This is a genomic window from Mesoaciditoga sp. (assembly GCF_054006115.1).
Map to the genome: position 1 here is coordinate 69,654 of NZ_JBPNHS010000025.1, position 25,512 is coordinate 95,165.

General features: G+C 39.9%; 26 protein-coding genes and 2 tRNA genes. 12 read left to right on the top strand and 16 right to left on the bottom strand.

The features are described 5' to 3' along the window. Position 1: 1 nt before the first annotated feature. The 4 genes from ACXJIN_RS05300 to ACXJIN_RS05315 form a co-directional block, all read right to left on the bottom strand. Entirely contained in the window at positions 2-1,288 is a 1,287-nt protein-coding gene (locus ACXJIN_RS05300; RefSeq protein WP_456400182.1) for a replication-associated recombination protein A, read from the bottom strand. Continuing rightward, on the bottom strand, positions 1,285-2,220 hold the full coding sequence (locus ACXJIN_RS05305) for an SDR family oxidoreductase (protein ID WP_456400192.1): 936 nt from the start codon (positions 2,218-2,220) through the stop codon (positions 1,285-1,287). Before ACXJIN_RS05305 ends, ACXJIN_RS05300 begins: the two co-directional genes overlap by 4 nt. A gap of 30 nt (positions 2,221-2,250) precedes the next feature. Next, on the bottom strand, positions 2,251-3,045 hold the full coding sequence (locus ACXJIN_RS05310; protein ID WP_456400194.1) for an SAM hydrolase/SAM-dependent halogenase family protein: 795 nt from the start codon (positions 3,043-3,045) through the stop codon (positions 2,251-2,253). Positions 3,046-3,241: 196 nt separating this feature from the next. Continuing rightward, complete coding sequence (locus ACXJIN_RS05315) at positions 3,242-3,991, bottom strand: MBL fold metallo-hydrolase (protein ID WP_456400196.1); 750 nt, start codon at positions 3,989-3,991, stop codon at positions 3,242-3,244. 192 nt (positions 3,992-4,183) lie between these two features. Here ACXJIN_RS05315 and ACXJIN_RS05320 point away from each other — a divergent pair, with 192 nt between their 5' ends. The 6 genes from ACXJIN_RS05320 to ACXJIN_RS05345 all read left to right on the top strand — a co-directional run bounded on the left by ACXJIN_RS05320 (position 4,184) and on the right by ACXJIN_RS05345 (position 12,041). Then, positions 4,184-6,049 carry a sensor domain-containing protein gene (locus tag ACXJIN_RS05320; protein ID WP_456400198.1) on the top strand — a complete coding sequence of 622 codons (1,866 nt, stop codon included), beginning with the start codon at positions 4,184-4,186 and terminating at the stop codon, positions 6,047-6,049. Between the two features lie 44 nt (positions 6,050-6,093). Next, a complete protein-coding gene (locus tag ACXJIN_RS05325) occupies positions 6,094-6,309 on the top strand; it encodes a hypothetical protein (protein ID WP_456400200.1) in 216 nt (71 codons plus the stop codon). Positions 6,310-6,394: 85 nt separating this feature from the next. Further along, positions 6,395-7,618 (top strand): 2,3-bisphosphoglycerate-independent phosphoglycerate mutase, encoded by a 1,224-nt coding sequence (locus ACXJIN_RS05330; RefSeq protein WP_456400202.1) that lies wholly within the window; start codon positions 6,395-6,397, stop codon positions 7,616-7,618. Between the two features lie 53 nt (positions 7,619-7,671). Further along, a complete protein-coding gene (locus tag ACXJIN_RS05335) occupies positions 7,672-9,507 on the top strand; it encodes a PEGA domain-containing protein (protein WP_456400204.1) in 1,836 nt (611 codons plus the stop codon). Between the two features lie 93 nt (positions 9,508-9,600). Next, entirely contained in the window at positions 9,601-10,965 is a 1,365-nt protein-coding gene (locus tag ACXJIN_RS05340; RefSeq protein WP_456400241.1) for an FAD-dependent oxidoreductase, read from the top strand. Between the two features lie 2 nt (positions 10,966-10,967). Continuing rightward, complete coding sequence (locus ACXJIN_RS05345) at positions 10,968-12,041, top strand: glucose-1-phosphate thymidylyltransferase (RefSeq protein WP_456400206.1); 1,074 nt, start codon at positions 10,968-10,970, stop codon at positions 12,039-12,041. A 45-nt stretch (positions 12,042-12,086) separates the two neighbouring features. Here the strand turns inward: ACXJIN_RS05345 and rpoD are convergent, their stop codons facing one another. From rpoD to rplU, 8 genes are read right to left on the bottom strand one after another with little or no spacing between them, the layout of a single operon-like run. Beyond that, positions 12,087-13,265, bottom strand: a complete 1,179-nt coding sequence (gene rpoD / locus ACXJIN_RS05350) for an RNA polymerase sigma factor RpoD (protein WP_456400208.1) — start codon at positions 13,263-13,265, stop codon at positions 12,087-12,089. Next, complete coding sequence (gene dnaG, locus ACXJIN_RS05355) at positions 13,258-14,958, bottom strand: DNA primase (protein ID WP_456400210.1); 1,701 nt, start codon at positions 14,956-14,958, stop codon at positions 13,258-13,260. Before dnaG ends, rpoD begins: the two co-directional genes overlap by 8 nt. A gap of 12 nt (positions 14,959-14,970) precedes the next feature. Continuing rightward, positions 14,971-15,375: a 30S ribosomal protein S9 gene (gene rpsI / locus ACXJIN_RS05360; RefSeq protein WP_456400212.1), complete on the bottom strand. Its 405-nt coding sequence runs from the start codon at positions 15,373-15,375 to the stop codon at positions 14,971-14,973. A gap of 12 nt (positions 15,376-15,387) precedes the next feature. Next, a complete protein-coding gene (rplM, locus tag ACXJIN_RS05365) occupies positions 15,388-15,822 on the bottom strand; it encodes a 50S ribosomal protein L13 (RefSeq protein WP_456400214.1) in 435 nt (144 codons plus the stop codon). Then, positions 15,819-16,382 (bottom strand): ECF transporter S component, encoded by a 564-nt coding sequence (locus tag ACXJIN_RS05370; RefSeq protein WP_456400216.1) that lies wholly within the window; start codon positions 16,380-16,382, stop codon positions 15,819-15,821. Before ACXJIN_RS05370 ends, rplM begins: the two co-directional genes overlap by 4 nt. After that, positions 16,382-16,660 carry a 50S ribosomal protein L27 gene (gene rpmA, locus ACXJIN_RS05375; RefSeq protein ID WP_456400218.1) on the bottom strand — a complete coding sequence of 93 codons (279 nt, stop codon included), beginning with the start codon at positions 16,658-16,660 and terminating at the stop codon, positions 16,382-16,384. Before rpmA ends, ACXJIN_RS05370 begins: the two co-directional genes overlap by 1 nt. 2 nt (positions 16,661-16,662) lie before the next feature. Beyond that, on the bottom strand, positions 16,663-16,977 hold the full coding sequence (locus ACXJIN_RS05380; RefSeq protein ID WP_456400220.1) for a ribosomal-processing cysteine protease Prp: 315 nt from the start codon (positions 16,975-16,977) through the stop codon (positions 16,663-16,665). Continuing rightward, entirely contained in the window at positions 16,974-17,288 is a 315-nt protein-coding gene (gene rplU, locus ACXJIN_RS05385; protein ID WP_456400222.1) for a 50S ribosomal protein L21, read from the bottom strand. Before rplU ends, ACXJIN_RS05380 begins: the two co-directional genes overlap by 4 nt. A gap of 338 nt (positions 17,289-17,626) precedes the next feature. Between rplU and ACXJIN_RS05390 the strand changes: the two genes are divergently transcribed. Then, a complete protein-coding gene (locus ACXJIN_RS05390; protein ID WP_456400224.1) occupies positions 17,627-17,749 on the top strand; it encodes a hypothetical protein in 123 nt (40 codons plus the stop codon). A 44-nt stretch (positions 17,750-17,793) separates the two neighbouring features. Here ACXJIN_RS05390 and ltaE read toward each other — a convergent pair whose 3' ends face one another. Both ltaE and ACXJIN_RS05400 read right to left on the bottom strand, forming a co-directional pair. Then, positions 17,794-18,825: a low-specificity L-threonine aldolase gene (ltaE, locus tag ACXJIN_RS05395; protein ID WP_456400225.1), complete on the bottom strand. Its 1,032-nt coding sequence runs from the start codon at positions 18,823-18,825 to the stop codon at positions 17,794-17,796. A 2-nt stretch (positions 18,826-18,827) separates the two neighbouring features. Next, the gene (locus tag ACXJIN_RS05400) at positions 18,828-19,679 is read right to left on the bottom strand and encodes a M55 family metallopeptidase (RefSeq protein WP_456400226.1); all 852 of its coding nucleotides are present in this window, start codon (positions 19,677-19,679) and stop codon (positions 18,828-18,830) included. A 57-nt stretch (positions 19,680-19,736) separates the two neighbouring features. Between ACXJIN_RS05400 and ACXJIN_RS05405 the strand changes: the two genes are divergently transcribed. From ACXJIN_RS05405 to ACXJIN_RS05415, 3 genes are all read left to right on the top strand, one after another. Then, positions 19,737-19,812: transfer RNA gene (locus ACXJIN_RS05405), tRNA-Asn, on the top strand. Positions 19,813-19,846: 34 nt separating this feature from the next. Next, the gene (locus ACXJIN_RS05410) at positions 19,847-20,254 is read left to right on the top strand and encodes a hypothetical protein (protein ID WP_456400227.1); all 408 of its coding nucleotides are present in this window, start codon (positions 19,847-19,849) and stop codon (positions 20,252-20,254) included. A gap of 383 nt (positions 20,255-20,637) precedes the next feature. After that, the gene (locus ACXJIN_RS05415) at positions 20,638-21,846 is read left to right on the top strand and encodes an adenosylhomocysteinase (RefSeq protein WP_456400228.1); all 1,209 of its coding nucleotides are present in this window, start codon (positions 20,638-20,640) and stop codon (positions 21,844-21,846) included. 644 nt (positions 21,847-22,490) lie between these two features. On the opposite strand, the gene ACXJIN_RS05420 is transcribed toward ACXJIN_RS05415, so the two are convergent. Beyond that, positions 22,491-23,336 carry an MBL fold metallo-hydrolase gene (locus tag ACXJIN_RS05420; protein ID WP_456400229.1) on the bottom strand — a complete coding sequence of 282 codons (846 nt, stop codon included), beginning with the start codon at positions 23,334-23,336 and terminating at the stop codon, positions 22,491-22,493. Between the two features lie 78 nt (positions 23,337-23,414). Next, a tRNA-Gly gene (locus tag ACXJIN_RS05425) sits at positions 23,415-23,490 on the bottom strand. Positions 23,491-23,629: 139 nt separating this feature from the next. On the opposite strand from ACXJIN_RS05425, the gene ACXJIN_RS05430 reads away from it, so the two are divergent. Further along, entirely contained in the window at positions 23,630-24,232 is a 603-nt protein-coding gene (locus tag ACXJIN_RS05430) for a uracil-DNA glycosylase (RefSeq protein ID WP_456400230.1), read from the top strand. Between the two features lie 4 nt (positions 24,233-24,236). Beyond that, complete coding sequence (gene hisS, locus ACXJIN_RS05435; protein WP_456400231.1) at positions 24,237-25,502, top strand: histidine--tRNA ligase; 1,266 nt, start codon at positions 24,237-24,239, stop codon at positions 25,500-25,502. Positions 25,503-25,512: the final 10 nt, after the last annotated feature.

The following is a 25,512-nucleotide window of genomic DNA, read 5'->3' on the forward strand; positions in this document are numbered from 1 at the left end:
ATCACCATTTTTTGAAATTTTTCCAAAGCTTTTTAAGCCTTTCCTGAATTTTTACTTCCAATCCTCGATCGCTTGGATGGTAAAACACCCTTCCCTTTAATCTTTCAGGCAGGTAATTTTCCATTACGAAGGCATTTTCCACATCGTGCGGATAGACGTAACCTTTTGAATATCCATTGTCTTTCATGAATTTCGTCGGAGCGTTTCTGAGTTTCAAAGGAACTTCATCAAAAGGATGCTTTTTCACCTCATTCGCGGCTTCTCGATAAGCTTTATAAAGTGCGTTACTCTTTGATGCGACAGAACAGTAAACGACGGCTTCGGCGAGCGCTGTTGTGCATTCAGGCATTCCAATGAAATGTGTGGCCTGGTAAGCGTCTATTGCAATGCTAAGCGCTCGCGGATCCGCCAATCCTATGTCTTCGGAAGCGAATCTGACTATTCTTCTCGCTATGTAGAGAGGATCCTCTCCAGCTTCCAGCATGGCTGCAAGATAATAAATCGCCGCGTCGGGATCGCTTCCCCTCATTGATTTATGAAGGGCAGAAATAAAATCGTAATGTTCATCGGCGCGCTTTCTGTAGCGAGGGATAGACCTCTGGATGATTTTTTCCACATCGTTTATTTCCTTTATTCCCATTGAAAGCGCCGTTTTAATTGCCGCTTCCAAAGAGTTGAGAGCCGTTCTCGCATCTCCACCAGACATCTCAGCCAGTTCTTGCAAAGCCTCATCCGAGAATTTGACATCAACTTCTTTCAAAGCCTTTTTTAAAATGGTTAGAATGTTTTCGGGAGAAAGAGGCTTAAACGTGAAAACATGGCATCTCGAAAGCAATGCTGGGTTCACTTCAAAACTTGGGTTTTCTGTAGTTGCACCTATTAAAATAACTGCCCCTTCTTCAACATACGGAAGAAGGGTGTCTTGTTGTGACTTTGAAAACCTGTGTATCTCATCCACAAAGATGACAGTTGCTTCTCCAGTAGCGCGAAAATTATCTTCAGCCTCTTTCATCATAGGTTTTAATGTACCCACGCCCTGCGTTGCAGCGCTGAAATGTTTAAAAGTGTTGCGCGTGCTATGTTTTATTATCTCCGCTAAAGAAGTCTTACCACATCCTGGCGGACCGTACAGTATACAACTGTAAAGCTTATCATTTTCTATGGCCAACCTTAACGGCATTCCCTTTGAAAGAAGATGTTCCTGACCCACGAATTCGTTCAAATTTTTTGGCCTTATCTTTGCCGCTAACGGCTCTTCGTTCCAAAGACTTTTTTGCAAAAGGTTCACCTTCTGCTTTCAAAAAAGCTCACAGTTTCTCTCAAACCTTCACTGAAAGAGTATTTCGGTTTCCATTTCAATACTTCTTTGGCGTGAGAAATGTCTAAAATACTTTTTCTCAAATCTCCTGGCCGTGGAGGACCGTATATTGGATCTGCATCGTAATATATATGTTCCTTTAGGGAAAGAAACACATCGTTTACACTCTTTCCGGTTCCCGTCCCTATGTTGAAAATCTCACCATCACCATTTTCCATTGAGAGAATGTTTGCATTTACGACATCTTTTACGTATATGTAGTCTCTTACGTATTCGCCATCCCCGTTTATGGTTACGGGTTCTTTATTTAACATTTTCTTTGCAAAAATGGCTATTACCCCGGCTTCACCGTCCGGGCTTTGCCTTGGACCGTAAACATTTCCATACCTTAAAATGGTGTAGCGTAGACCTTTTTCAAAGCCATAGAATCTAACGTATTTCTCTCCCGCAAGTTTCGATATTCCATAAGGGGATATCGGATCCGGGCAAACGCTTTCTGGAGTAGGAAATGGAGGATTTTCGCCGTACATCACACCGCCAGACGACGTGAAAACGATTTTTTTAACACCGTACTTGTGGCACATTTCCAATACGTTCAAAGTTCCTTTTATATTTACGCTTTCATCGTAAATTGGTTCTCGCACCGAACGGGAAACTGATATTTGAGCGGCGAGGTGTAAAACGTAATCCGGCCTGTGTTTGGAAAAGATCTTTTCCAAGCCCGCTAAATCCCTCGTATCTTGTCTGTACATGATGGCATCCGGATTCACATTCTCTTCTTTTCCAGTCGAAAGATCGTCTATAACTATGGGAGTCATTCCCATTTCCAAAAGCGCATCAACGATGTTTGAACCTATGAATCCCGCGCCACCGGTAACAATCACTTTTGTTTTTTCAGACATAAGCAGCCTCCTCATTTGATTATCAAGATATTATACCATCTGGCTGAAAGGCTGCTTGTCAGTGTTCTTCAACGTAATCCTATTGCAACACGAAAGATTTAAGAGCTTGGCGGCGTTTCCTTTGTTCACCGAAATTTCGAGATATCCTGAACTGTCAAAATGTGCTAAGAGCGTGTTATCCTCGGTTTGAGCGTAAGCCGTTCCCAGAATGGCCTTCATTCCGTTAACTTCGAAATGGTTCCCGATTTTTGCCCTTTCAATATCTTCCTTTTTCAAGGTCGTTTCGATGTTTCCAAAACCATCTATGTAAGCAACTTCGCTTTCTATGATACCTTCTCTCACATTTGCGGGTGGGTAATCCAGCTTTACAACATCTTTTATCTCTTTTCCGAACTCTTCAATTGGAATTCCCTTGTCCAAATAAGCAGCGGCGGCGGCGAAAATATCTCTGCCATGGAAAGTGTTGGATGGTGGATATTTGTACATGTATTTTGGATTTTCTATCGTATAACAAGAAAAGTCAGAATCGAGTATACGTGTAAATGAACCATTATCCGGCCCAACGCAATACCTATCTTTTACTTTTAGAGCGATCGCCTTTCTTTTTGTGCCAACACCAGGATCCACCACGGAGAGCAAAACACTTCCTTTAGGAAGATCTTCGAGAACCCTTTCGATGATGTGCGAGGTTTCTTTAACGTTGAAAGGAGTGATCGTATGAATGAGATCAACAACTACAGAATGTGGAGAAATTGTGTAGATGACACTTTTGGCTATGCCAACATAGTAGGAATTGTAACCCCAATCTGATATAAAACCTATCATGGTCTTCCCTCCCTAATCGAGCTTTTTTATTTTCATTACAATGCGTAAGCACTGTTGATTTTCAAGTAAAACGTGATTTTATCATGGTAGGAATTCCTAGAAGCAAAGTCTTTTTTACGATAAACGGTGTGTGAGAATTCGAGAAGAGAAAAATCTTTATAGTTGCATGGAAAAGAGTTTGCACTTTGTTTATCTTTCAAAGTTCTATACTTTCTCCCGCTTTGACAATTACGCACTTATCTTTCATCTTGTCCTTAAAAAGGTTGATGGCCATTTCTCCAGTGCAATGCAAAGGTACTATTTTGACTTTGTACCTTTGAAAAAATTCCAATACCTCTTCGATTCTTTCGATTGAGGAGTCTTTTAGATGGAATCCTCCCATTACCACAGAAACTGGAAACGACTCGCGCGCTTTTTTTACGATGTTATCTATTCCCCTATGAGCGCATCCTGTTATGAGAATTCCATTTTTGTAAAGATTCAATTCATCTTCGAAGAGATCATGTTTACCCTCGATCAAGAACCTTGAATCTATGTTTTTTTCCACAGTGGGAACGTTGTTTATTATTTTAAACCCATCAACCTCCATATCCCCTTCGACAAAATGAACATGTGCCTTTTCTTCAATTTCCTTCCAATCGTAAGGAATGCCTGCAAAGCGCTGTTCACTGTACTTTGGAATAAGGGCTTTTTTATGAATGTAAAGATCGACGTTTGGCATTTCTTTTAGCAAATAGATAAGCCCCCCTGCGTGATCGTAATGGCCATGGCTTATGAATATCCTTTTTACTCTTGAAAGATTCACACCCAATTTGTGGGCGTTTTTCAACGCGACGTCACTCATTCCCGTGTCAAAAAGCGTTTCCTCATCTATCAACAAGGAAAGACCGTGCTCACGGAAAAATCCATCTTTGGCGATATCGTTGCATAGCACCATGATTTTCATTTTTACCGCCCCTTTTCGTTTCGCATTAAATATTATGAATCGCCAATTATTTTAGCATAAAGATTTGGTGGAGTTCTAAAATAATTTATGGGCAAAAGCGTTTGTTATACCGCTTGAAGTGGTAAAATTTTAATGATCGTGGATTCGAACGACAAGGATATTTAAGAGTCTAAAAGGTGAGGAAGGACTTTCATGAAAGAAAAGTTTCATGTGTATGGATGTGTTTTACTTGTACTGAATCAAAAAGATGAAATAGTCAACGTAAGTGGCAACACATTGCTTTACGGGTATTCAAAAGACGAGCTTAAGGGAAAACTATTTTCAGATTTGAAAGTACAAAAAATAGACAATGGTGAATTGCATCGTAGGAAAGATGGCTCAACCATTACCGTAAGCGTTCATATGATAAAGATCGCAGAAAGGAAGGTTATAATGATTTGTCACGAAGAAAAAGATTACCTTTTGTCTGTTGCAAATACCACCGAAGTTGGAGCGATGCTTGTAGACAAAGAAAGCAAAGTAGTGCATGCAAACGAAATTGCGAATGAATTGTTTTCAAAAAACGAAATAATTGGAAAGACGCTCTCAGAACTTCTTCCCTCTTCCGTGAAGTTTAGACAAAAATACGCTTTCACTCTTCCCCTAAATGGCGTTTACAGGCTTAGGAACAAAGAAGATGTTTTGATATATTCTCTCGTCTTCGATGAGTACGCCATAGTTTTTTTAGAGCCAGTTGGAAGCAATGAAACTCTAAATCGACTTAACTTCATGGCATACCATGATGAGTTAACATCGTTACCCACTAGAACACTCTTAAGAGATAGAATTTACCAGAACTTTAGCCTGGCACGGCGCAATGGCGAAAAGGTAGCCATTCTGTTTCTTGATTTAGACGATTTCAAAAGAATAAACGACAACTTTTCCCATCGCCACGGGAATTTGGTCTTGCAAACCGTGGCCCAACGTATGTTATCGACGTTAAGAGAATCGGATACGATTTCACGTGTGGGAGGAGACGAATTCGTAATAGTTATTCGTGCCAGAGAAACCAAAAACATTCTTCGTGTTGTAAGAAAAATAAGAGAAGCCATTTCTCAACCAATTGAATTGGGAAAAGAAAAGATCTCTGTTTCGTCAAGCATAGGAATAAGTTTGTATCCAGATGACGGTACAAAAGCTGAAGAGCTGATTCACAAAGCGGATATGGCCATGTACAAAGCCAAAGCAAAGGGCAAAGGCTGTTACGCGTTCTACGATGATAGCTTAACGAGCGCCGCGAAAGAGGGGACGAGAATTGAGCACGACATTCAGCTTGCCTTGCAGAGAAAAGAATTTGAACTTTACTATCAGCCTGTTGTAAGCCTGGCAAGTAAGAAAGTAATTGGAGCTGAAGCGCTTATAAGGTGGAATCATCCCAAACGAGGATTGGTTTTGCCAAATGAATTCATTCCTTACATAGAACAGGGACCGCTGATAATGGAAGTGGGGGAATGGACTATAGAGCAAGCTTGCCAAGAATTGAGAACTTTGAGAGATAAGAACATTCAGATAAGTATAAGTGTGAACACCGCTGCCACGCATTTTCAGCAAATGGGCTTTGCCCAGCTTGTAAAACAAGCGCTTAAGAGAAACGAATTAAGTCCGGAGGATTTGATAATAGAATTAACCGAACGGACGCTCATGGAAGATTCGCCGGCCACGAAGAGCACGATAAGCGAATTGAATTTTCTAGGTGTGAAGCTATCACTTGATGATTTTGGAACGGGATATTCCAATTTGAAATACCTGGCGACAATGCCAGTAAGCATTCTAAAAATAGACATGTCGTTCATACGTCATATACTAACAAATCCCAAAGATGCCGAAATAGTTAGGGCCATGATCGGACTCGGAAAATCCCTGGGTATATTAACGGTTGCCGAAGGCGTGGAAAGCGAGAGACAGCTCGAAAGGCTAAAGAAATATGAAGTTGACGCGGTGCAGGGTTATTACTTCAGCCCGCCTTTAAAGTCATCTGAATTTGTCGATTTTGTAAGCAAAACAAATAATACTTTGTAAATGGTAATTTTAAGGAGTTTAAGTTCTTATTCGAGGCGAGAATGATGATAAAACGTTTTTTCGAAATACTTGCGGGGATCGCCTTAGCACTTTTTGGGTTGGCAATGTTACTTCTTTCCTCATCGGTGATGGAGGCATCTGCGAGGAAAATGAGTCCAGGCGCGTTTTTATTTAAAACCGGAATATTCTACGTTGGTGGATTGGTGATAATGGCGGTAGGTGGAGCACTGATAACGAATGAATTCAAAAAGAAAAAGTGATCCTTATCGCACTGTTCTACAATGTGGGTTTTAATGTATAATCGAGAGAAATAGAAAGGAAAAACTAAAGGAAAGGAGAATGAATATGGATAAGCAAGAATTTGTAAGCAAATTAACGGTTAAAAACGATACTAAGATACTAATGCTCATAATGGATGGTCTTGGAGGAGCGCCAGAATTGGGTGGAATGACCGAGTTGGAAGCCGCTAACACCCCAAATATGGATGCGCTGGCGAAAGCGTCTGATTTGGGGCAAAGTGTGCCTGTTATACCAGGAATAACGCCCGGAAGTGGTCCTGGCCATCTTGGATTATTCGGATACGATCCTGTTCAGTACCAAATAGGACGCGGTATTCTGGAGGCTTTAGGGATAGGGCTTGAAGTTTCTGAAAAAGATGTCGTTGCAAGGGGAAACTTCGCTACTTTTAAAGATGGAATAGTTGTCGACAGAAGGGCTGGCAGACCGGCAACAGAGGAAAACGTGAAGATCTGTGAAAAAATAAATAATGCGATAAAAGAGATAAATGGTGTGAAAGTACAGGTTTTTCCAGGAAAAGAACATAGATTTGTCTTAAAACTCACAGGAGATGGCCTTGATGATAAATTAACAGATGCAGATCCGCAAAGGGCTGGAGAACCTGTAACTTATGCCAAAGCGCTGGATGAAAAATCACAAAAAACCGCTGAAGTGGTCAATGAATTCATAAAGCAAGTTGCAGAGCTTTTAAAGGATGAAGAAAAGATATCTGGATGTTTGTTAAGAGGTTTTTCAAAGTACCCATCTTTACCACAATTTCCTGAAGTTTACAAATTGAAAAGTGCCGCAATAGCCACGTATCCAATGTACAAGGGTCTTGCAAAACTTGTTGGAATGGACGTGTTAGACGTTCCATCCGCAGATGGGGAAATGAACATGATAAGGGAAGAAATTAAAGTATTAAAAGACAATTATGACAAGTACGATTTCTTTTATTTTCACGTGAAACACACCGATTCGTTTGGTGAAGATTCGAACTTTGAAGCGAAAGTTCACGTCATAGAAGTGGTGGATCAAGTCTTACCCGAAATACTTGCGATGAAATTTGATGCTGTGGCCATAACGGGAGATCATTCTACGCCAGCTCTCATTGGGGGCCATAGCTGGCATCCAGTGCCACTCTTGGTTTACTCGAAGTATTCGAGATATGGGCTTTCACAAGCGTTTAATGAAAAGGAGTGTGCTCGTGGGAGTCTTGGAACCATCGAGGCCCGCGATTTGATGACTTTGTTGTTAGCCAATACAATGAGACTTGAAAAGTACGGCGCATAAGTTTAAGCGACACATACTGGGCACCTTCGGGTGCCCGTTAAGGGGTGATGATTGTGAAAAAAGTATTTTTTGGTTTCTTTATTTTGTTGATCCTTCTTTTAAGTGTGGCAATCGCATCTTCTATGCCCAAAGCAAGAATTCCCTCAAGTGTAAGTGCTATGTCCAAAGCGAAGCTTGTGGAGATAAAGCCAAACAAAATTTTAAGTGTTCAGATGAATAAACCAAATGGCAGTGTTTACAGAAATGGAGAAACGATTTTTTTTACCGTTAAAAACAACCATGAAGGATATCTTTACATTTTGGACATTACCCCATCCGGAACGGTTACCCAGCTATTTCCAAATTACTATCAAAGAGATAATTTCATTAAAGCCGGCATCCACCAAATTCCTTCCATACGGAGCTACAAATTCACGGTTTCTGGAAAAACCTCAGGTCTAGAATTCATTGAGTACATACTTTCTTCACGTCCAATAAGTTTTCTTCAAAAAAATTCGGTTACCAAAGCAAGTCCATTTCCACTTGTTGGAAAGGGGACAAAAAAAGAATTCACGAAATTCAAAGTGAGTTTAATGAAATCATTGGTAGATGTATCGAAGAAATGGACGGCTTGGACTTACTTTTATCTGAATTCCGGAAAAGTTGAAACCAAATTGGAAGTTAACAGCACGCCAAATGGTGCGAAGGTAATTGTGGATGGAAAAGTAATTGGCTTTGCACCAGTGACTCTGGCAATTGATCCAGGTTATCATTCTATTACGCTTTCGCTCGATAAATACAAAGAATGGAAAGGAATAGTTTACGTGGAATTTGGAAAAGAAAAAATTCTCAATGTAAACTTACTACCTTTGAATCAAAGCGTGTACGGCAAGTTACAGATAAAGGTAAATCCAGACGACGCGACGGTATACGTTGACGGAAACGAAGTTGGCAATGGAGAACATCTTTTAAAGCTTTTAATCGGTTATCATAGTGTTGAGGTTAAGCGCAACGGGTATCAAACTTATTACAATGGTGCCGTTGAAGTAAAAGCAAACGAAACCACCATTTTAAACGTTAGACTTGCGCCCTTAACGGCCAACCTATACATTCACTCTCAGCCTTACGTAAATGTATACATTGATGGGGTATTTGCCGGTGGTACAGGCTACGATGGAATACTTTATTTGCAAGGCGTAAGAGTTGGATACCACAAAATAAAGTTCTCAAAAGAGTGGTATGTAGATCAAACTATAGGATACAACGTTTTACCGGGCGATAATTACATTTCTATGATGTTAACGGCGGCTGGAATGCTCAGGGTAAACTCCAATGTTTATCCGATTTCCATTGAAGTTGATAACGATAATTTTGGAAAGATAACAAACTCAAATGATGGAATATACGTTCCGGTGGGTACACATACGATAACCTTTTCTAATCCAGAATACCTGGCGAAAAGAGAAAATTTAACTTTTGAATTTCAAAAGACAACGCTTCTCGCTCTCAATTTGAAATTGAAACCTTTAAGTGTATCTATAAACGTGTCCCCAAATCCATTCAGCCCAAATGGAGATTGGTACGAGGATACGACAACATTTCACGTAAATTTAAGTCGAAAGGGTTTGGTAAAGATTCAGATATATTCAAATGATAAACTTATATGGTATCGTGAAATAAGCGCAACTTACGGTGATAACGAGATATCGTGGAATGGAAATTCTATAGATGGCGTTGCGATGCCAAATGGAATTTACAAAGTTGTTTTTACGGTTAAAAGCTATGGACAAACTATGACCAAGTCGGCCACTGTCGTGATAAACAAAAACAATTACACTTATCTTAAGGAGATCTTGATAGTTGGCGGTATAGCGTTAGTGTTGGGTGTTTTGTATTTACTTTTTAAGTAAACACTGCGTGCGTCCAATATGATTACGGATAAAACCATTGTTTAAGATCTCAAGGGATAGAAAATTTCGTGGTGATTTTAAAATTAAATGGAGGTGGACATTTTGAAATTCGATGTAGTTGTGATTGGTGGAGGACCAGCGGGAATGGCAACGGTGGCAACGGCAATGGCTTCGTATCCAAAAAAGAAGATCGCCATGATAAAGAAAGAAAGCCAAACTTTAATTCCTTGCGGTATTCCCTACACCTTTTCAACTCTGGATTCTGTAGAGAAAGACGTTATGGGTACAAAATCCATGGAAGAAAGAGGTTTAGAAGTTTTAATCGATGAAGTAAAAGAAGTTGACGTGAATTCAAAGAAAATTTTCACAGAATCGGGAAAAACGGTGGAATACGATAAATTGGTCTTTGCCACTGGTTCAAAGCCAATTGTCCCAAAAATGCCGGGAGTGGAACTGGATGGAGTTTTTACCGTGCCAAAAGACATTCAGCAAATATCTAGGATGAAAGACGCAATAAAGAAAATGAACAAAATAGCGATTGTAGGAGCCGGCTTCATTGGTATGGAAATGTGTGATGAAATTCATAAAATGGGAAAACAGGTAACGGTCATAGAAGCTAGGGAAAGAGTTTTACCTATAGCGTTTGATCCTGAATTTTCGTTAGAAGTTGGAAAGCTTTTACAAGAAAACCACATAAGAGTCCTTACTTCAACAAGAGTAAAAGAGATTACGGGTTCCGGACACGTCGATGGAATCACATTTGAATCTGGCGAGCATATTGATGTAGACGGAGTTATATTGGGAATAGGATATCGTCCAAACAGCGTATTGGCGAAGAACGCAGGTTTGTTCATAGGAATGACGGGTGGAATTTGGACAGATGAGTACATGAGAACCAGTGCAAATGGCGTTTTCGCGGTAGGAGATTGTGCCGAACACAAAGAGTTCTTTTCTAGAAGGCCAAGTAGACTTATGCTCGCATCCACAGCCGCTTTTGATGCAAGGGTAGCTGGAACAAATCTTTTTAACGTTAGATTGATAAGAGAAATAAAGGGAAACATAGGAATATTTTCAACTTCTATTTTCGGAAGAACACTGGGAGCGGCCGGAGGAACAGAAACAGATGCGATACAAAGCGGTTTTGAAGTGATTTGCGGCAACGCTTCAACTATGGACAGACATCCGTCTTCCATACCGGATGCAAGTGCGGTTAAGGTAAAGCTCGTTTTTTCAAAAGAAAGTGGCGTCCTTCTGGGAGGACAGATAATGGGTGGAAAATCAGTCGGTGAGATGATCAATGTGTTGGGAGTGGCAGTTCAAAGTAGAATGAGTGTAACCGAACTTGTTTCTCTTCAAATAGGAACCCAACCGCTCTTAACGGCTTCACCGGTTGCTTACCCAATTGTTACTGCGGCTTTGGACGCTTATTCTAAAATGCATGTGTGCCAAGAGGGATAGATATGAAAGCGATAATACTTTGTGCTGGAAAAGGAACGAGATTAAGACCCTTGACTTTTACGAGTGCCAAGCAATTGATACCCGTTGCGAACAAACCTGTGATACTGTATTCCATTGAAAAAATTCACAGGGCGGGCGTTAGAGAAATAGCGATGATAGTAAATCCAGACAACATAAACGATTTCAAAGAGGTTTTGGGAAATGGAGAAAATTTTGGAGTAAACCTTTCTTACGTGGTCCAAAAGGAGCCAAAGGGATTGGCACACGCCGTTTCTCTCGCGGAAAGCTTTATAAATGGCGATGATTTTTTAATGTATTTGGGAGATAACTTAATTCAGGAAGATCTTTTCAAGTTCGTTGAAAGCTTTCAAAAATCGAAGTCAGACGCCTCAATTCTGTTAACTCCTGTTGAGGATCCAACACGCTTTGGAATAGCCATAATGGAAGGGGAAAATGTAAAAAGGGTGGTTGAAAAGCCAAAAGATCCGCCTTCGAATTTGGCAATAATAGGCGTTTACGTTTTCAGCTCTAAAATATTCGAAGGGGTAAAGAACATAAAACCTTCCTGGAGAGGAGAATTGGAAATAACCGATGCAATTCAGTATCTCATAGATAATGGCGGTAAAGTTCAAGGGCACATCGTCTATGGGTGGTGGAAAGACACCGGTAGGCCGGCCGATCTGCTGGAAGCGAATCGCAGAGTTCTTTCACAGATAAAAACTTCTCAAATACTCACTTCGTTAAACGATGGAAATTACAAAATAGAAGGACCTGTTATCATAGAAAAAGGGGTCACACTTTCCAACACGCTCGTAAGGGGACCTGTGATAATTGCAAAAGGAGCTTCAATAATAAACTCATATATTGGTCCTTACACGTCCATAGGTCCAAACGTTACCATAGAAAATTCAGAAGTGGAAAATTCCATTTTTATGGAGAACTCAATAATAAGAGATGTGGATGTGCGTATAGATGCGAGTATAGTTGGAAAAAATGCTATGATATCAAGCATTAAAATCAAACCAAAAGTTCATAATCTTGTTGTAGGTGATTACAGCAGTATAAGGCTAAGTTGACGATCATCAAATGACAATTAAAAAACAGGGCATCTGCCCTGTTTTTTAATTGTTGTCGCTTTCTTCTTTATTTTCTTCCTCATCTTCCTCCGCTAATCCCATAAAAACTTTTAAGTGCTTGCTTCTACTGGGATGTCTAAGCTTTCTTAAGGCTTTTACCTCTATTTGCCTGATTCTTTCTCGAGTAACGTTGAAGTATTGTCCAACTTCTTCAAGTGTTTTTGCCTTTCCATCTATCAATCCATACCTCATCTTCAGTACCATGGCCTCACGCGGACTTAACGTGTTTAGAACTTTCTCTATTTGTTCGTGAAGCATCATCTGAGAAGCCGCATCTTCTGGTGAAGTGACGTTCACATCTTCAACAAAATCTCCTATGGTAGATTCGTCGTCATTTCCCACGGTTGATTCCAAAGAAATCGTTTCTCGCGCCGCTTTCAATATTTCAGTTATCTTTTCTCTGGGTTTTCCCATGAGCTTTGCAAGATCATCGATGGTAGGGTAAGAACCGTTTTTTTGCATGTAATCTCTTATTACCTTGTTCAGTTTGTTTATAGTTTCCACCATGTGAACGGGAACTCTTATTGTCCTTGCCTGATCGGCTATTGCCCTGGTAATGGCTTGACGTATCCACCAAGTTGCGTACGTTGAGAACTTGTATCCTTTTTTCCAATCAAATTTTTCAACTGCCTTTAACAACCCTATATTTCCTTCCTGGATCAGATCAAGAAATGAAAGACCCCTTCCCATGTATTTTTTTGCTATGCTAACGACCAATCTTAAGTTGGATGTGCACAATTTTTGCTTTGCCTTTTCGTCACCATTTGCGGCCTTTCTGGCGAGCCTTCTTTCTTCGCTTGGGGAAAGAAGCGGAATCCTTCCTATTTCTTTTAAGTATAGCTTGACGGGATCCTTCAAATTAGCGTTATCGTATATTTCCGGCTTTTGTTCATCTAAATACGAAAGATATTTTTTTACCTCTGAAGCTTCCGCGTCGTCATATTCTTCAATATCGTCCACTATGTCTGAAGTGTCGTCTTTTATCTTTATATTTTCTTTTTCCAAAATATCGTAGATATTTTCCAACAAATTAGAATCGAATTCTTCATAATTAAGTGGAATGGCGTTGTCTATGTCAGAGTACGTAACGTATCCTTGTTTTTTTCCTTTTCTAACAAGAGACTTGATCTTTTTTTCGAGAAGAGCCGTTTTGCTTTCAGCCACGGGAAGCACCTCCCTTTTTTTTCAATAGGGACCGAAGTTCCATAGCTTCTTTAATCAACTTTGCCTTTAATTCACGATCCGACGTAGAAACCATCTCCCTTTCCACTTTTTCAATGCGGTGCTTCAACTTGCGCTCTTCCAATTTAGAAATGCAGAGTTTGTACACTCTTTCGATATTAGAATCGGGTATACCCTTGGTGAATATTTGAAAAAATCTTTCTCCATCTTCTCTGTCCATCATTTTCAGGGCTTCTTGTGCCTTAGTTACACCAGAATTAACGATATCCATAGCCTTTTTTGCAAAAGGAGAGATTACGGATACATCATCTAAGTGCTTTTTGATCCGTTCTCTCATATCTTCACTGTAAAAAAGCAAATAGACGATATAATCGTCCAGATTCATCCTTATATCCTCAGCTCTGTTGACCGTGTTTTTTTTCTTTTTTGATTCCTTCACCGAGTTTTGCAATTCGTACATGACGTCTTTTTCATCTATCATCAGTATTCGCGCAGCCTTTGATATAAGTTGACGCCTTAAAACCGTAGATGTAACCCAGGAAATGGAGCTCTTTAATCTCAATATAGCTTTGACTGGATCTCCAATCTCTCCCAATGATCTCTGAACGTAAAAGTCCCAATAATCGATGGCATTTTTTAACACTCTTATAAAGTCATCTTTTGAATGTTTTGAAAAAAATTCGTCTGGATCTTTGGCATCTTCGAAGAGCAGAACTTTCACGTTGATTTCTTCCGTTGCAAATATCTTGCTTGCCCTTTTCATGGCATCCACGCCCGCTTTGTCACTGTCCAAGACAAAGAGAAAGTTATTTGTAACGCTTTTAAGCGTGTCTATGTGGTACTTGGTTAATCCTGTTCCCAATAAAGCACAAGCATTTTCAAAACCGTTTTTGTGGAAAGCTATAGCGTCCATGTAACCTTCACATATTATCGCAAAGCCTGCATCCCTCACCTTTTTTTTGTTGAAAAGGTATAACACTTTTGATTTCGAAAAATACTTATTCTCAGATGAATTTAAATATTTTGGTTCATCATCTCCCATACTTCTTCCACCAAAGGCGATTATCCTTCCACTAGAATTCTTTACCGGAAAGATCACTCTGTTTCTGAAGAATTCTATCAATCTACCACTCTTTGTTCTGATAAGAAGCCCATTTTTTATAAGAACATTTTCGTCTATTTTTAACTCTTTTGCACTTTTTCTTACGATGTCAGAATTTATGGGAGCGTAACCAAGTGAAAATTTTTTTATTTCATCTTTAGAAAGACCGCGCACTTTGATGAGATATTTTAAAGCTTCCTCACCACGTACGCTGAAAAGGACCTTTGCGTAATTTGAAGCCATTAATTCCATGAGTGAAACGTACTTGAGATAAAAAGTATCTTTTGACATCAAAGGTGGTTCTACGCCACATAGCTCCGCAACCTTTTGGACTGCCTCAACAAAGGAAATGTTCTCAATGCGTTTTACAAATTCTATTACATCTCCACTGGCACCGCAACCAAAACAATGAAAAAAACCTTTGTCCACGTTGACATAAAAAGAAGGCGTTTTTTCCTCATGAAAAGGACACAGGCCTCTGTAATTTGATCCAACTTTTTCAAGTGAAACATAGTGCGACACAACCTTGGCTATGTCGCACTTTGATTTAAACTCTTCTAATTCTTTGCTCACAGGTAAGCAAGATCAACGCTTGGAGAATTGTGGACTTCTTCTTGCTTTCTTCTTACCGTATTTCTTCCTCTCTACCATTCTTGGATCTCTTGTCAAAAGCCCATTTTCACGTAAAACTTTTCTCAAACTATCATTAAAATCAAGTAGGGCTCTCGCAATTCCGAGTTTTAAAGCACCAACTTGCCCGGAGAGGCCGCCACCGTTTAACCTACAAATAACGTCAAACTGACCAATCGTGTTCGTAACTACAAAAGGTTTATTTGCTTCCATAACTAGCGTATCTCTTTGAAAATACTCTTTGAATGAAGTGTAAGATTTGTCATTTATGACGATCTTTCCGTTTCCAGGTCTCAAGTGCACACGAGCGACGGAGGTTTTTCTTCTTCCTGTTCCGTAGTAATCCACTTTTTCGTTCATTCATTTCCCTCCTTAAATATCCAATGTTTCCGGTTTTTGCGCGGTGTGAGGATGCTCTGGACCACGGTAAACCTTCAACTTCTTCAACATGTGTCTCCCTAAGACGCCTTTTGGCATCATACCGCGCACAGCAAGCCTTACAACATCTTCAGGGTGCTTTTTTAGCATGTCTTTGGCGCTCATAGACCTCAAATTTCCCATGTATCCGGTGTGATGGTAGTAGAACTTATCGTTCAACTTGTTTCCAGTTAAAGCGACTTTTTCTGCGTTTATAACTACCACAAAATCACCCGTGTCTACATGAGGGGTGTAAGTAGGTTTGTTTTTTCCCCTGAGTATTACGGCAATTTCTCTTGCCAACCTTCCAAGAGGTTTTCCCGTTGCATCAACAACGTACCATTTTCTCTGAATTTCTTCTTTCTTCGCTAAATAAGTTTTTTGAGTCATTTTTCGCTACTCCTCCATTTACGATTCGTTTTCCATGCCTCCAATTTGAAGGCATTTGACGTTTTCTTGTAAATCAAGAATGTCACGAATCCATCAACACTTGCTTTTGCAAGGTTGAAAAGCGTTATTATCCACAGGTAATTCTTAAATATAAACATGTACGAAACTTTCAAGTAAGGTGGATATACCACCATATTCAAAGCGTCCATACCTGCTGTCATCAGCAAAGTTGCCCATATCAAGGAAAAAACGGCTCTCGTCTTTGTTTTGTTTTTGGAGTAGAACCACGCCGAAAAACCTATAAACATTGTTCCGGCAGCTGCGTTCATAAAAATTCCAACGATATCCGTTCCCCTTATGGCAAAATAAAGCAGATCTTTTATTAAAACCGTTAAAATGCCAGGAATGGGTCCTAGCATGAATCCAACCAACAATGCGGCGATATCGCTTGGATCGTACTTAAAGCCTGCCAATTGAGGAATTGGAATTTCTATAAGCATGAGTACGGTCGCCAAAGCAGCAAATACACCTATTATGGTCAGATTCTTGGTTTTGTTCATTATTTTTCCTCCACGCTTTGATAAACACTTGCGTACTTTCGGTTTCTGCGCTTTTCAAACTTTACGGTACCTTCTACCAAAGCAAAAAGGGTGAAATCTTTACCTAATCCCACGTTTTTGCCTGGCCATATTTTCGTTCCCCTTTGTCTTACCAAAATGCTTCCAGCCTTTACTCTTTGACCATCGCCAACTTTAGTTCCCAAGTATTTTGGATTGCTGTCTTTGCTATTTTTTCCCACGGAACTCTTTGAGGCAAAGATCTGTATGTCAAGTTTCATAATTACACCTCCATTTCAAAGACCCTTAAGTTTTTTGGGTACTGATAGGATAGCTGTTTTGTCGTTTTGTGAAGAGTTTCAACCATCTTCTGGGCACACTCGCTTTTACCATCAAAACTGCATTTTATGCTTCCTTCTTCTATCACATATTCTACACTTTCACCCAAAACTTCCTTCAATCCTATAATTGTTGCTTGTGTTACTGCACTTACCGCAGCACAGACGATGTCTTTTCCTTTCTTATCTATTCCCACATGACCGTAAAAGCGAAATCCTACATAACGATCGTTGTGGAAAAGAAATTCACACTTTGTCACGCCTCAATTTTTTCAACTTTAAGCAATGAATACCATTGCCTGTGATTTTTCACACGCTTGTATCCTTTTCTACCCTTGAATTTGATCGTGTGAACCTTTTTGTATCTTCCGTTTTTTACAAGGGTAGCAGTGATTTTGGCGCCTTCAACGTATGGCGATCCAATTTTGGTGTCCTTTTCGTTTTTGACGGCAAGCACCTTTTCCAAAGTAACGCTTTCCCCTTCTTTTACGTTTTTGAGTTTCTCTGTCTCGAAGGAATCGCCTTCGGAAACTTTGTATTGCTTACCCCCTACTTCTACGATAGCATACATCATCATACCTCCTTCCACAAAACATCCGCCGATCCAAGGTGTGGCTTTCAACCATCTTCAAAAACCCGGATCGCGCGTTCATTACATTTTACCACGAAAAAGCTTCGTGATAAAAAGAAAGATTATTTTCGATTTCATTACATTTTGTGTATCGCATTACGAATTGAAAATTTTCTTCAAGCTGTTAAGCGATGAAGACCTTGTAATAAAAATTTAATTAAAATAGTTAACATCCCCAACACATTCTGATCCTACCCATTACTTTGCGTAAAGATAAGAAGCGTAAAATAGCATCTGAAAGACAAAGGAAAAAAGAAAATCTAAAAGGAGGGATCGACATGAAAAAAAAGAATTTCGATGCGGAGAAAGTTTTTCAAATTATCAAAATGAAAAAGTTCGCTGAAAAGGTTAAGATAGAAAATACTTTAAGACTTGCAAAATATGGAATGCCACGATTCTAATTCATGGTTAAAGCGGGAACGATAAAAACGTTCCCGCTTTTAATTTAAAGAGAATTTTTTAAGGATTTTTTCATGATCTCCACAACTTTTTCCAAATCTTGGCGTGATACGTCTTTGTTCGTTACGAATCTATATTCTCCTCCCTCAGGAGGGTTGATCTTCACACCGTTTTCGAGCATGTAAGAAACGAACTTCTTTTCATCGAATTTTACCAAAAATCTGAAAAAAACCATGTTTATGTCACGGCGATCTTTTTGTACCTCTATTTCATCAATTTCATCCAAAGATTTTGCAAGAAAATCTGCATTTTCATGGTCTTCACATAATCTATCCACCATTTCTTCCAACGCCACAATTCCGGCGGCTGCCAAAAATCCAACCTGACGCATTCCGCCCCCCATGAGCTTTCGGCCTTTTCTCGCCTTCGATATAAACTCTTTGGTACCGGCAAGGATGGAACCCACGGGAGCCGCCAAACCTTTTGAAAGGCAAAACATGACGCTGTCCACATGAGAGGCTATCTCTTTTGCATCAACACCTAGAGCACAAGCGGCATTGAATATTCTGGCACCATCCAAGTGAATTTTCATACCCTTTGAATGAGCCAATTCTTCAATCTTTTTCATAATCTCCAAGTTCATAACGGTTCCCATTCCGTGGGCATTTTCCAGACAAATCAAAGTGGTTGGGGGATAGTGGATATCTTCATTTCTTATCAGGGAATTTATCTCATCAACATCTGGAATGCCATTTTGAGATATGTACTCCCTCAATTGAACTCCGGCTATCACGGCACTTGCTCCCACTTCATGAAGCACTATATGGGAATTTCTATCCACTATGACCTCATCACCACGTTTTGTGTGTGTGAACAAGGCAAGCTCATTGCCGAACGTTCCAGAGGGAACAAAAAGAGCAGCTTCTTTTCCCATTTTCTCGGCGGCTAACCTTTCCAATTTTTTGACCGTTGGATCGTCCTCGTAAACATCGTCTCCAACTTCTGCCTTGTACATTGCTTCCCTCATTTTTTGAGTTGGGAGCGTAACCGTATCACTACGGATATCTATATAACGCATATTCATCTACCCATTTCAGTCGCTATCCTTGAAGCGTATATCACGGCTAGCAAAAGTTGCATGATATCTTTGTAAGAACTGGAAACGTACTTTATCGTGTATCCGTTTACCCTTTCAACTCCAGGGGTAAGAGAAGCTTCGTCGGCCATTTCGGTAGATCTGAAAGTTATCTCCAAAGTGTAAGGCGCTTCCAATTTGTAAGGTTTCACTTCGCCTTTTTCGGTTTTTTCCAACGCTTTTTTGGTTGCTTCGATAACTTCGCGTTTCACAACGTTTTTAGGCTTCATTATAGCTGCGAATCTGCTCAATCCTTTTTTGGTTTCAACCAAAACGGTGTCCGGCATGATGGGTTTTAACTCCTCAACAAGCGCATGGTCTCCTACCACCATTGAAACTGGTGCTCCAAATTCGGCTGCAAAAGCTGCGTTTATCGTCGTTTCGTTCATTCTTATACCGTTTATCTTCAAACTGTGAACGGCCGTGTTGGAGTAGGTGTGATCCATAGTTCCGTGTAACGCTCCCACTCCAGCGTGATATCCCACAAAAAACACCGTTGAAAAAGAAGAATCCATTCCTGCCATCATGTAATAATCTCGCAATCCCCCTCTGACGAGATAAAGCCTGTCATCCAAGGCGGTAAAATCGTACGACATGTTTTCGCCCAAAGAATGAGAATCACAGATCAAAATTTGGTCTATCTTGGAATTCTGGGGAGAACTCTTTATTCCTTCAAGCACCCATTCCATCGTTTCTTCCATGTATCTTCCAAGATACCTTTTATCATTTGTACTTACCTGATGCCAAGCGTTTATGCCTGGCAATCCTTCCATATCAGTAGAAACAAATATCCTCATCTTTTTGCCCTCCTCTTGACAAATTAAGTACGCTTGTATTATAATCCATTTGTCCGTTCCACCATAGCTCAATCGGTAGAGCATCCGGCTGTTAACCGGAGGGTTGTAGGTTCGAGTCCTACTGGTGGAGCCATTTTTTTATATTTTTAATTCTGAAAGGACTTGGCATGACTCAAAACGAAGAACTGCTTGAAGAAATGCTTCAAATACTTCATAAAATAACTAAAAAAGGCAGAAAACTCAAAAAGGCGTTAGATCTGGTTGAAACCTTTGATAAAACCAATTTTGCCGTGTATTCAATAGAAAAAGACAAGGTAAATCTTTTGAATAATGTGGAAGGATTTCCCAAAAGCGTACGCCATTCCGCTGAAAAAGGAGATAATGCCGTTTCAAATATCGCACGATATCTTGGAGTAGATCCAGAAAAAAATCTGTTAGAATTTGTCCTTTGGGAAAAAGATGCCCATCTTCTATTTGTCAGAAAGATGATCTCTAAAGACGAAGAATTTCATGTTCGGCTAGCGTGGACATTTTTTGAAACGATAAAAAATCTTTTAAGGTTAAATCTTTCATGAAGTACATTTCCACTTTTTTCGTCATTTTGGGATTGTTTCTCATTTTCTATTCCCTTATATCTTACCGTCCTTCGTTTTTCTTTCCTTTCAATTGGATAGGGCTCGTTCTTTTGATACTGTCCATTTCATTTCTCACTTTACGTTTTAAAACTCCTAAATTATCGCAATACGCCCTTTTCATTTTGGGTCTTTCGGTGATGATCAACGCCTATTTCTATTTCAAGCAATGTTCCAATTTAAAAGGATTCGAAGTAATAGGAGGATTTTTAATATCCGTTTTCTCCCTTTTCTTAAAATAAAATGTATTTCTCTTTTTCAAACAGTTTTATGTTATGATTTGTTAAGATGAGAAACAACGAATGAAGAACAAAGGAGGAACGTAAATGGACATAGGAAGTGCAAAACTTGAATGGGTTGCCCAAAGAATGGAAGTTATAAACACGCTTGTAAAAAAATACGAGGCTGAACAGCCCTTAAAAGGTGTAAAAGTTGCCGTGTCAGTACATTTAGAAGCAAAAACTGGATATCTAGCTTTATCCATCGCGAAGCTGGGTGCGGACGTTACCGTAACAGGTTCAAACCCTCTGAGCACTCAAGATGAAATAGTGGCCGAATTGAAAAAAAGAGGTCTTCGTGTAAATGCTGAACGCACACATGATGTGAGCGTTTATGAAAGAAATTTAGAAAAAACTCTTGATTTTAATCCAAACATAATAGTGGACGATGGTGCAGATTTGACGGTAACAGCCCACGAAAAAAGAAGAGAAGTGCTTGAAAACTTGTGGGGCGTGTGCGAAGAAACCACAAGTGGTGTTAAAAGAATAAAAGCTCTTGAAAAATTCAATAAACTCGCGGTCCCCGCGATATTGGTAAACGATGCCGCCACAAAGCACTTATTTGATAACCGTTACGGAACAGGACAGTCAACCTGGGATTCAATAATGCGAAATACCAACATGAACGTTGCTGAAAAAAGGGTGGTTGTCGCAGGATACGGATGGTGTGGAAAAGGCGTTGCAATGAGGGCAAAAGGCTTGGGAGCCCGTGTGATAGTAACGGAAGTGGACGAGGTAAAAGCATTAGAAGCTTTCATGGATGGTTTTGAGGTTATGCCAATGGAAGAAGCCGCAAAGGTTGGTGACATATTCGTGACCGTTACAGGCAATACCGATGTGATAAGGGCAGAGCATTTTGAAAAGATGAAAGATGGAGCGATTCTAACAAACGCGGGTCATTTCGATGTGGAAGTTTCGGTAGCCGATCTGAAAAAAGTGGCAACTTCTTCGCGCGAAGCTAGACCAAATGTCACAGAATACGTTGTTAATGGTAAGAGACTCTATCTGATAGGGGAAGGAAGGCTTGTAAATCTTGCGGCGGCAGATGGCCATCCTGTTGAAATCATGGATCTTTCCTTCGCCGTTCAGCTTTTAAGCGTTTTGAAAATAGCACGTGATCATGAAAAGATGGAAGCTAAAACTTACGCCGTCCCAAGGGAAATAGATTACGAAATCGCTTCAACGAAGCTAAAGCTTCTTGGAATAGAGATAGACACTTTAACTGAAAAACAGAAAAAATATCTGGAAAGTTGGTAACCAAAAAGCCTCTCTAAGAGAGGCTTTTTTAATTCTTATGTTAGGCATGAAAGTAGTAATTTTAGTTTGGGATAAAAAGCGATCAATGAAAATATTTATCGAAACACTTGCCAGCACGAATTCACTCTTTTATCCATCTTACGACTCAAAAAACGAGGCACACTCAGACACTCATCCATGAGTGCTGCGCTTTCTCAACACATCCGTGTGTTTCCCAACCTCGTTTTTAGAGTCTTTAGATGGAGAGTTCATAAGCGCTGACACGTGTTTCGAAAAAAGAAGAAGGGGTGGGAAAAACCTGTTAGATTTGATTTCTCATCATAAAAGACAAAATGTCGATGGAGTCGTTTTTATATAAGTCTGCCCATTTATGGGGGAAGTGGCGGCGGAGCCGAAAAAGGGGGAAAATAATTTCAAAGGATTTAAGCTATATTCAATGGATTGAGAGTTTTCATATTCAGACTTGCATAATTTGAGTTATTTTAGTAATTGGAAATCCTAGAGAAATTACCATTTGCTCTTAGTCGTTCTTGACTACCAACTTCTCATTCATCACTGTTCACCATTTACTCATAAGCGGTGAATTTGCTGATTGTAATCACTTAACATCGATGCACATCATGAGTTAATTTCCCAAAATATTGTTATATCTTCTTCCATCTGCCTGGCAACATTTGTGATACCATTTTTTGCTCTTCAAGATACGATAAAATCGCACTTACAAATGATCTAAACAGATAAAATGTCCCACCGTTCAAGCCGATATTCATAATTTCAGCAAGACTAAATGAAATTTCTTCAATAGATTTTGTATCTTCAAGAACACCTAAGATAGCGTTTATAAATGAGTAAAGTGTTGAACGCGTTTTTTCTATATCTTCATGCGGATCGTTTGTTATATTTCCGTGAGACGGCACGTAAACATCTGCATTTGTCTTTTCCAAAAAGTCAAGAGAATTCAGGAACTTTCGCACATCTACCAAGTAAGGGTAAGAGTATTTCTCAAGCACTTCCAGACCGAAATAAGCATCTCCGCAGAAAAGGACACCATCTATTTTAAAACCTGTCATTCCTAAGGAATGACCAACTAACGGAATTGCTTCTATATATTTCGGCACGTCAGCTTCTTCAAGAGGAAGAGGATGCGATGGGTGCGCTTTGTAAAAACTAGCCCTCAACGACTTTGGGGGAGTTGCACCGTACAAAAAAAGACTTTCAAAGCCTGGATTGCGTATAAAAGGAATTTCTAAGCTATTGGCGTATATTTTTGCTTTTTCTCTTTCAAAGATAAAGTTACCCTGTATGTGATCGGCGTGCGAGTGCGTGTTCAGAACTACTTTTTCTCCAGTTCCAACTTCGGTAAGGAGTTCTTTGGCAAATTTTGTATTTGAGCCCGTGTCTATGACGTACGATATTCCATTGATTTCTACCATTCCAACATTTGTGTTTCCTTCTTTTACGAATATTCCTTCTTTTATGTTCTTTAACAATTTACTCGTCCCCTCTTTAGGACTTTTTACAAAAAAAGCAGTCCGTTCAGACTGCTTTGCGATTCGTATTCGAACTCTTGGAGCGGCCAACGGGACTCGAACCCGCGACCCTCAGCTTGGGAAGCTGATGCTCTACCAACTGAGCTATGGCCGCATACGGTTAGATTTTATCATAACCCAATGTGAAGATCAAGTAACCGCTGGTTGGCAACACAGATTTTTTTATGATAGTGCTCAAAGAGTTGGTGTTCTATGCGAGTGTGCTAAAATAAATGATTGTGGAGGTGCTTCTTTTGAATAAAGAAGAAATAATGGACAAGATAGTCGAAAGGATAAATAAGTGCAACGCGTGTAGGTTGTCAGAAACTAGAATTAACGTCGTTCCCGGTGAAGGAAACATTTATTCTCCTGTAATGTTTGTTGGAGAAGGACCTGGAGAAGAAGAGGACAAAACAGGGCGCCCTTTTGTGGGAAGAGCCGGAAAACTTTTTGATAAAATATTAGAGTCGGTGGGGCTCAAAAGAGAACAAGTGTACATAGCCAACGTTGTTAAATGTCGCCCGCCAAAGAATAGAGTTCCCATGCCTGATGAAGTTGAGGCGTGCTATCCTTTTCTCATGGCTCAAATAGAAGTTATAAATCCAAAGGTAATAGTTCCATTAGGCGCAACTGCTATGAAGTTCTTTCTTGGAGACAATGTAAAATCCATTACATCGGCAAGGGGAAAGCTCTACGACTGGAAGGGGGAAATAAAGGTATTTCCAATGTTTCATCCAAGTTACCTGCTTAGAAACGCTTCAAGGGCTCCTGGCTCGCCGAAGTACCTTACATGGGAAGATATAAAAAAATTGAAGAAAATGTACGATAATTTCACAAAGCAAATGAAAAGTAGGTGAAAACGTGATCAGAAGAATAAAAGGAACCAACGATATAATTGAAGACTCCTACGTTTGGGAATGGGCAGAGGATAGATTGAGAAACGTTTCAAAAAATTTTGGTTTTTCTGAGATAAGAACACCTATTTTTGAAGCAACAGAACTCTTCAAAAGAGGTGTGGGAACTGACACAGATATAGTGCAGAAAGAAATGTACACGTTTGAGGACAAAGGCGGAAGATCCATTACTTTAAGGCCTGAGGGAACGGCTCCAGTTATGAGGGCGTTCGTGGAACATTCTTTAGATTCTCAAGGTCTTCCACAGAAATTATTTTACATAGGTCCAATGTTCAGATATGAAAAACCTCAAGCTGGCAGGTTAAGACAATTTCATCAATATGGTGCGGAGCTGATAGGCTCTTTTCGCCCAGAGGCGGACGTTGAAATCATCGTGTTGGCTGTGGAAACTTTAAAAGCGCTTGGATTAAAAGAATTTAAGTTGAAGATAAATTCCACGGGATGCGAAAAGTGCAGGCCAAAGTACAAAGAAGCTCTTAGAGAGTACTACAAGCCTTTGCTTCCAAAGTTATGCAATGATTGTCAGGTAAGATACGATAGAAATATACTACGCTTATTGGATTGCAAAAGAGATGCCCAATACGCGAAGAGTGCTCCAATAATATTGGATTACCTTTGTGATGAATGTAAAGAGCACTTTAACAGGGTTAAAGAACTTCTGAATGCGCTTGGTGTAGATTATGAAGTGGATCCAACTATTGTAAGGGGATTAGATTACTATACAAGAACGGTTTTTGAAATAACTTCCACGTCTCTTGGAGCTCAAGATGCCATTGCAGGAGGAGGAAGGTACGATCATCTCATAGAGGAGTTGGGAGGAAGAACAACGCCTTCCGTGGGCTTTGCCATGGGAATGGAAAGAATCATGATAGCCTTGGAAAGAGAAAAGAAATTGCCAAATAAACCTTCTCCACAGGTTTACGTGGTGGCCGTAGAGGATGAACAAAGGCCGCATGCTTTGGGCATAGCGTTTGAACTTTCAAAAGAATTCATTGTTGAAACAGATGTAATGGGAAGAAAGATGAAGGCTCAATTCAAAAACGCTTCAAAATTGGGTGCTCGTTACGTTATTGTTGTTGGAGAAGAGGAAGTGAAGAGTGGAATTTACACTTTGAAAAATATGTTCGACGGTTCACAAGTTAAATTACCACTTTCGGAAATAAAGAGAAAGTTAAAAGAAGAGAAGTGCGATTCAAACCTTCAATGGCATTGATTCATCATTT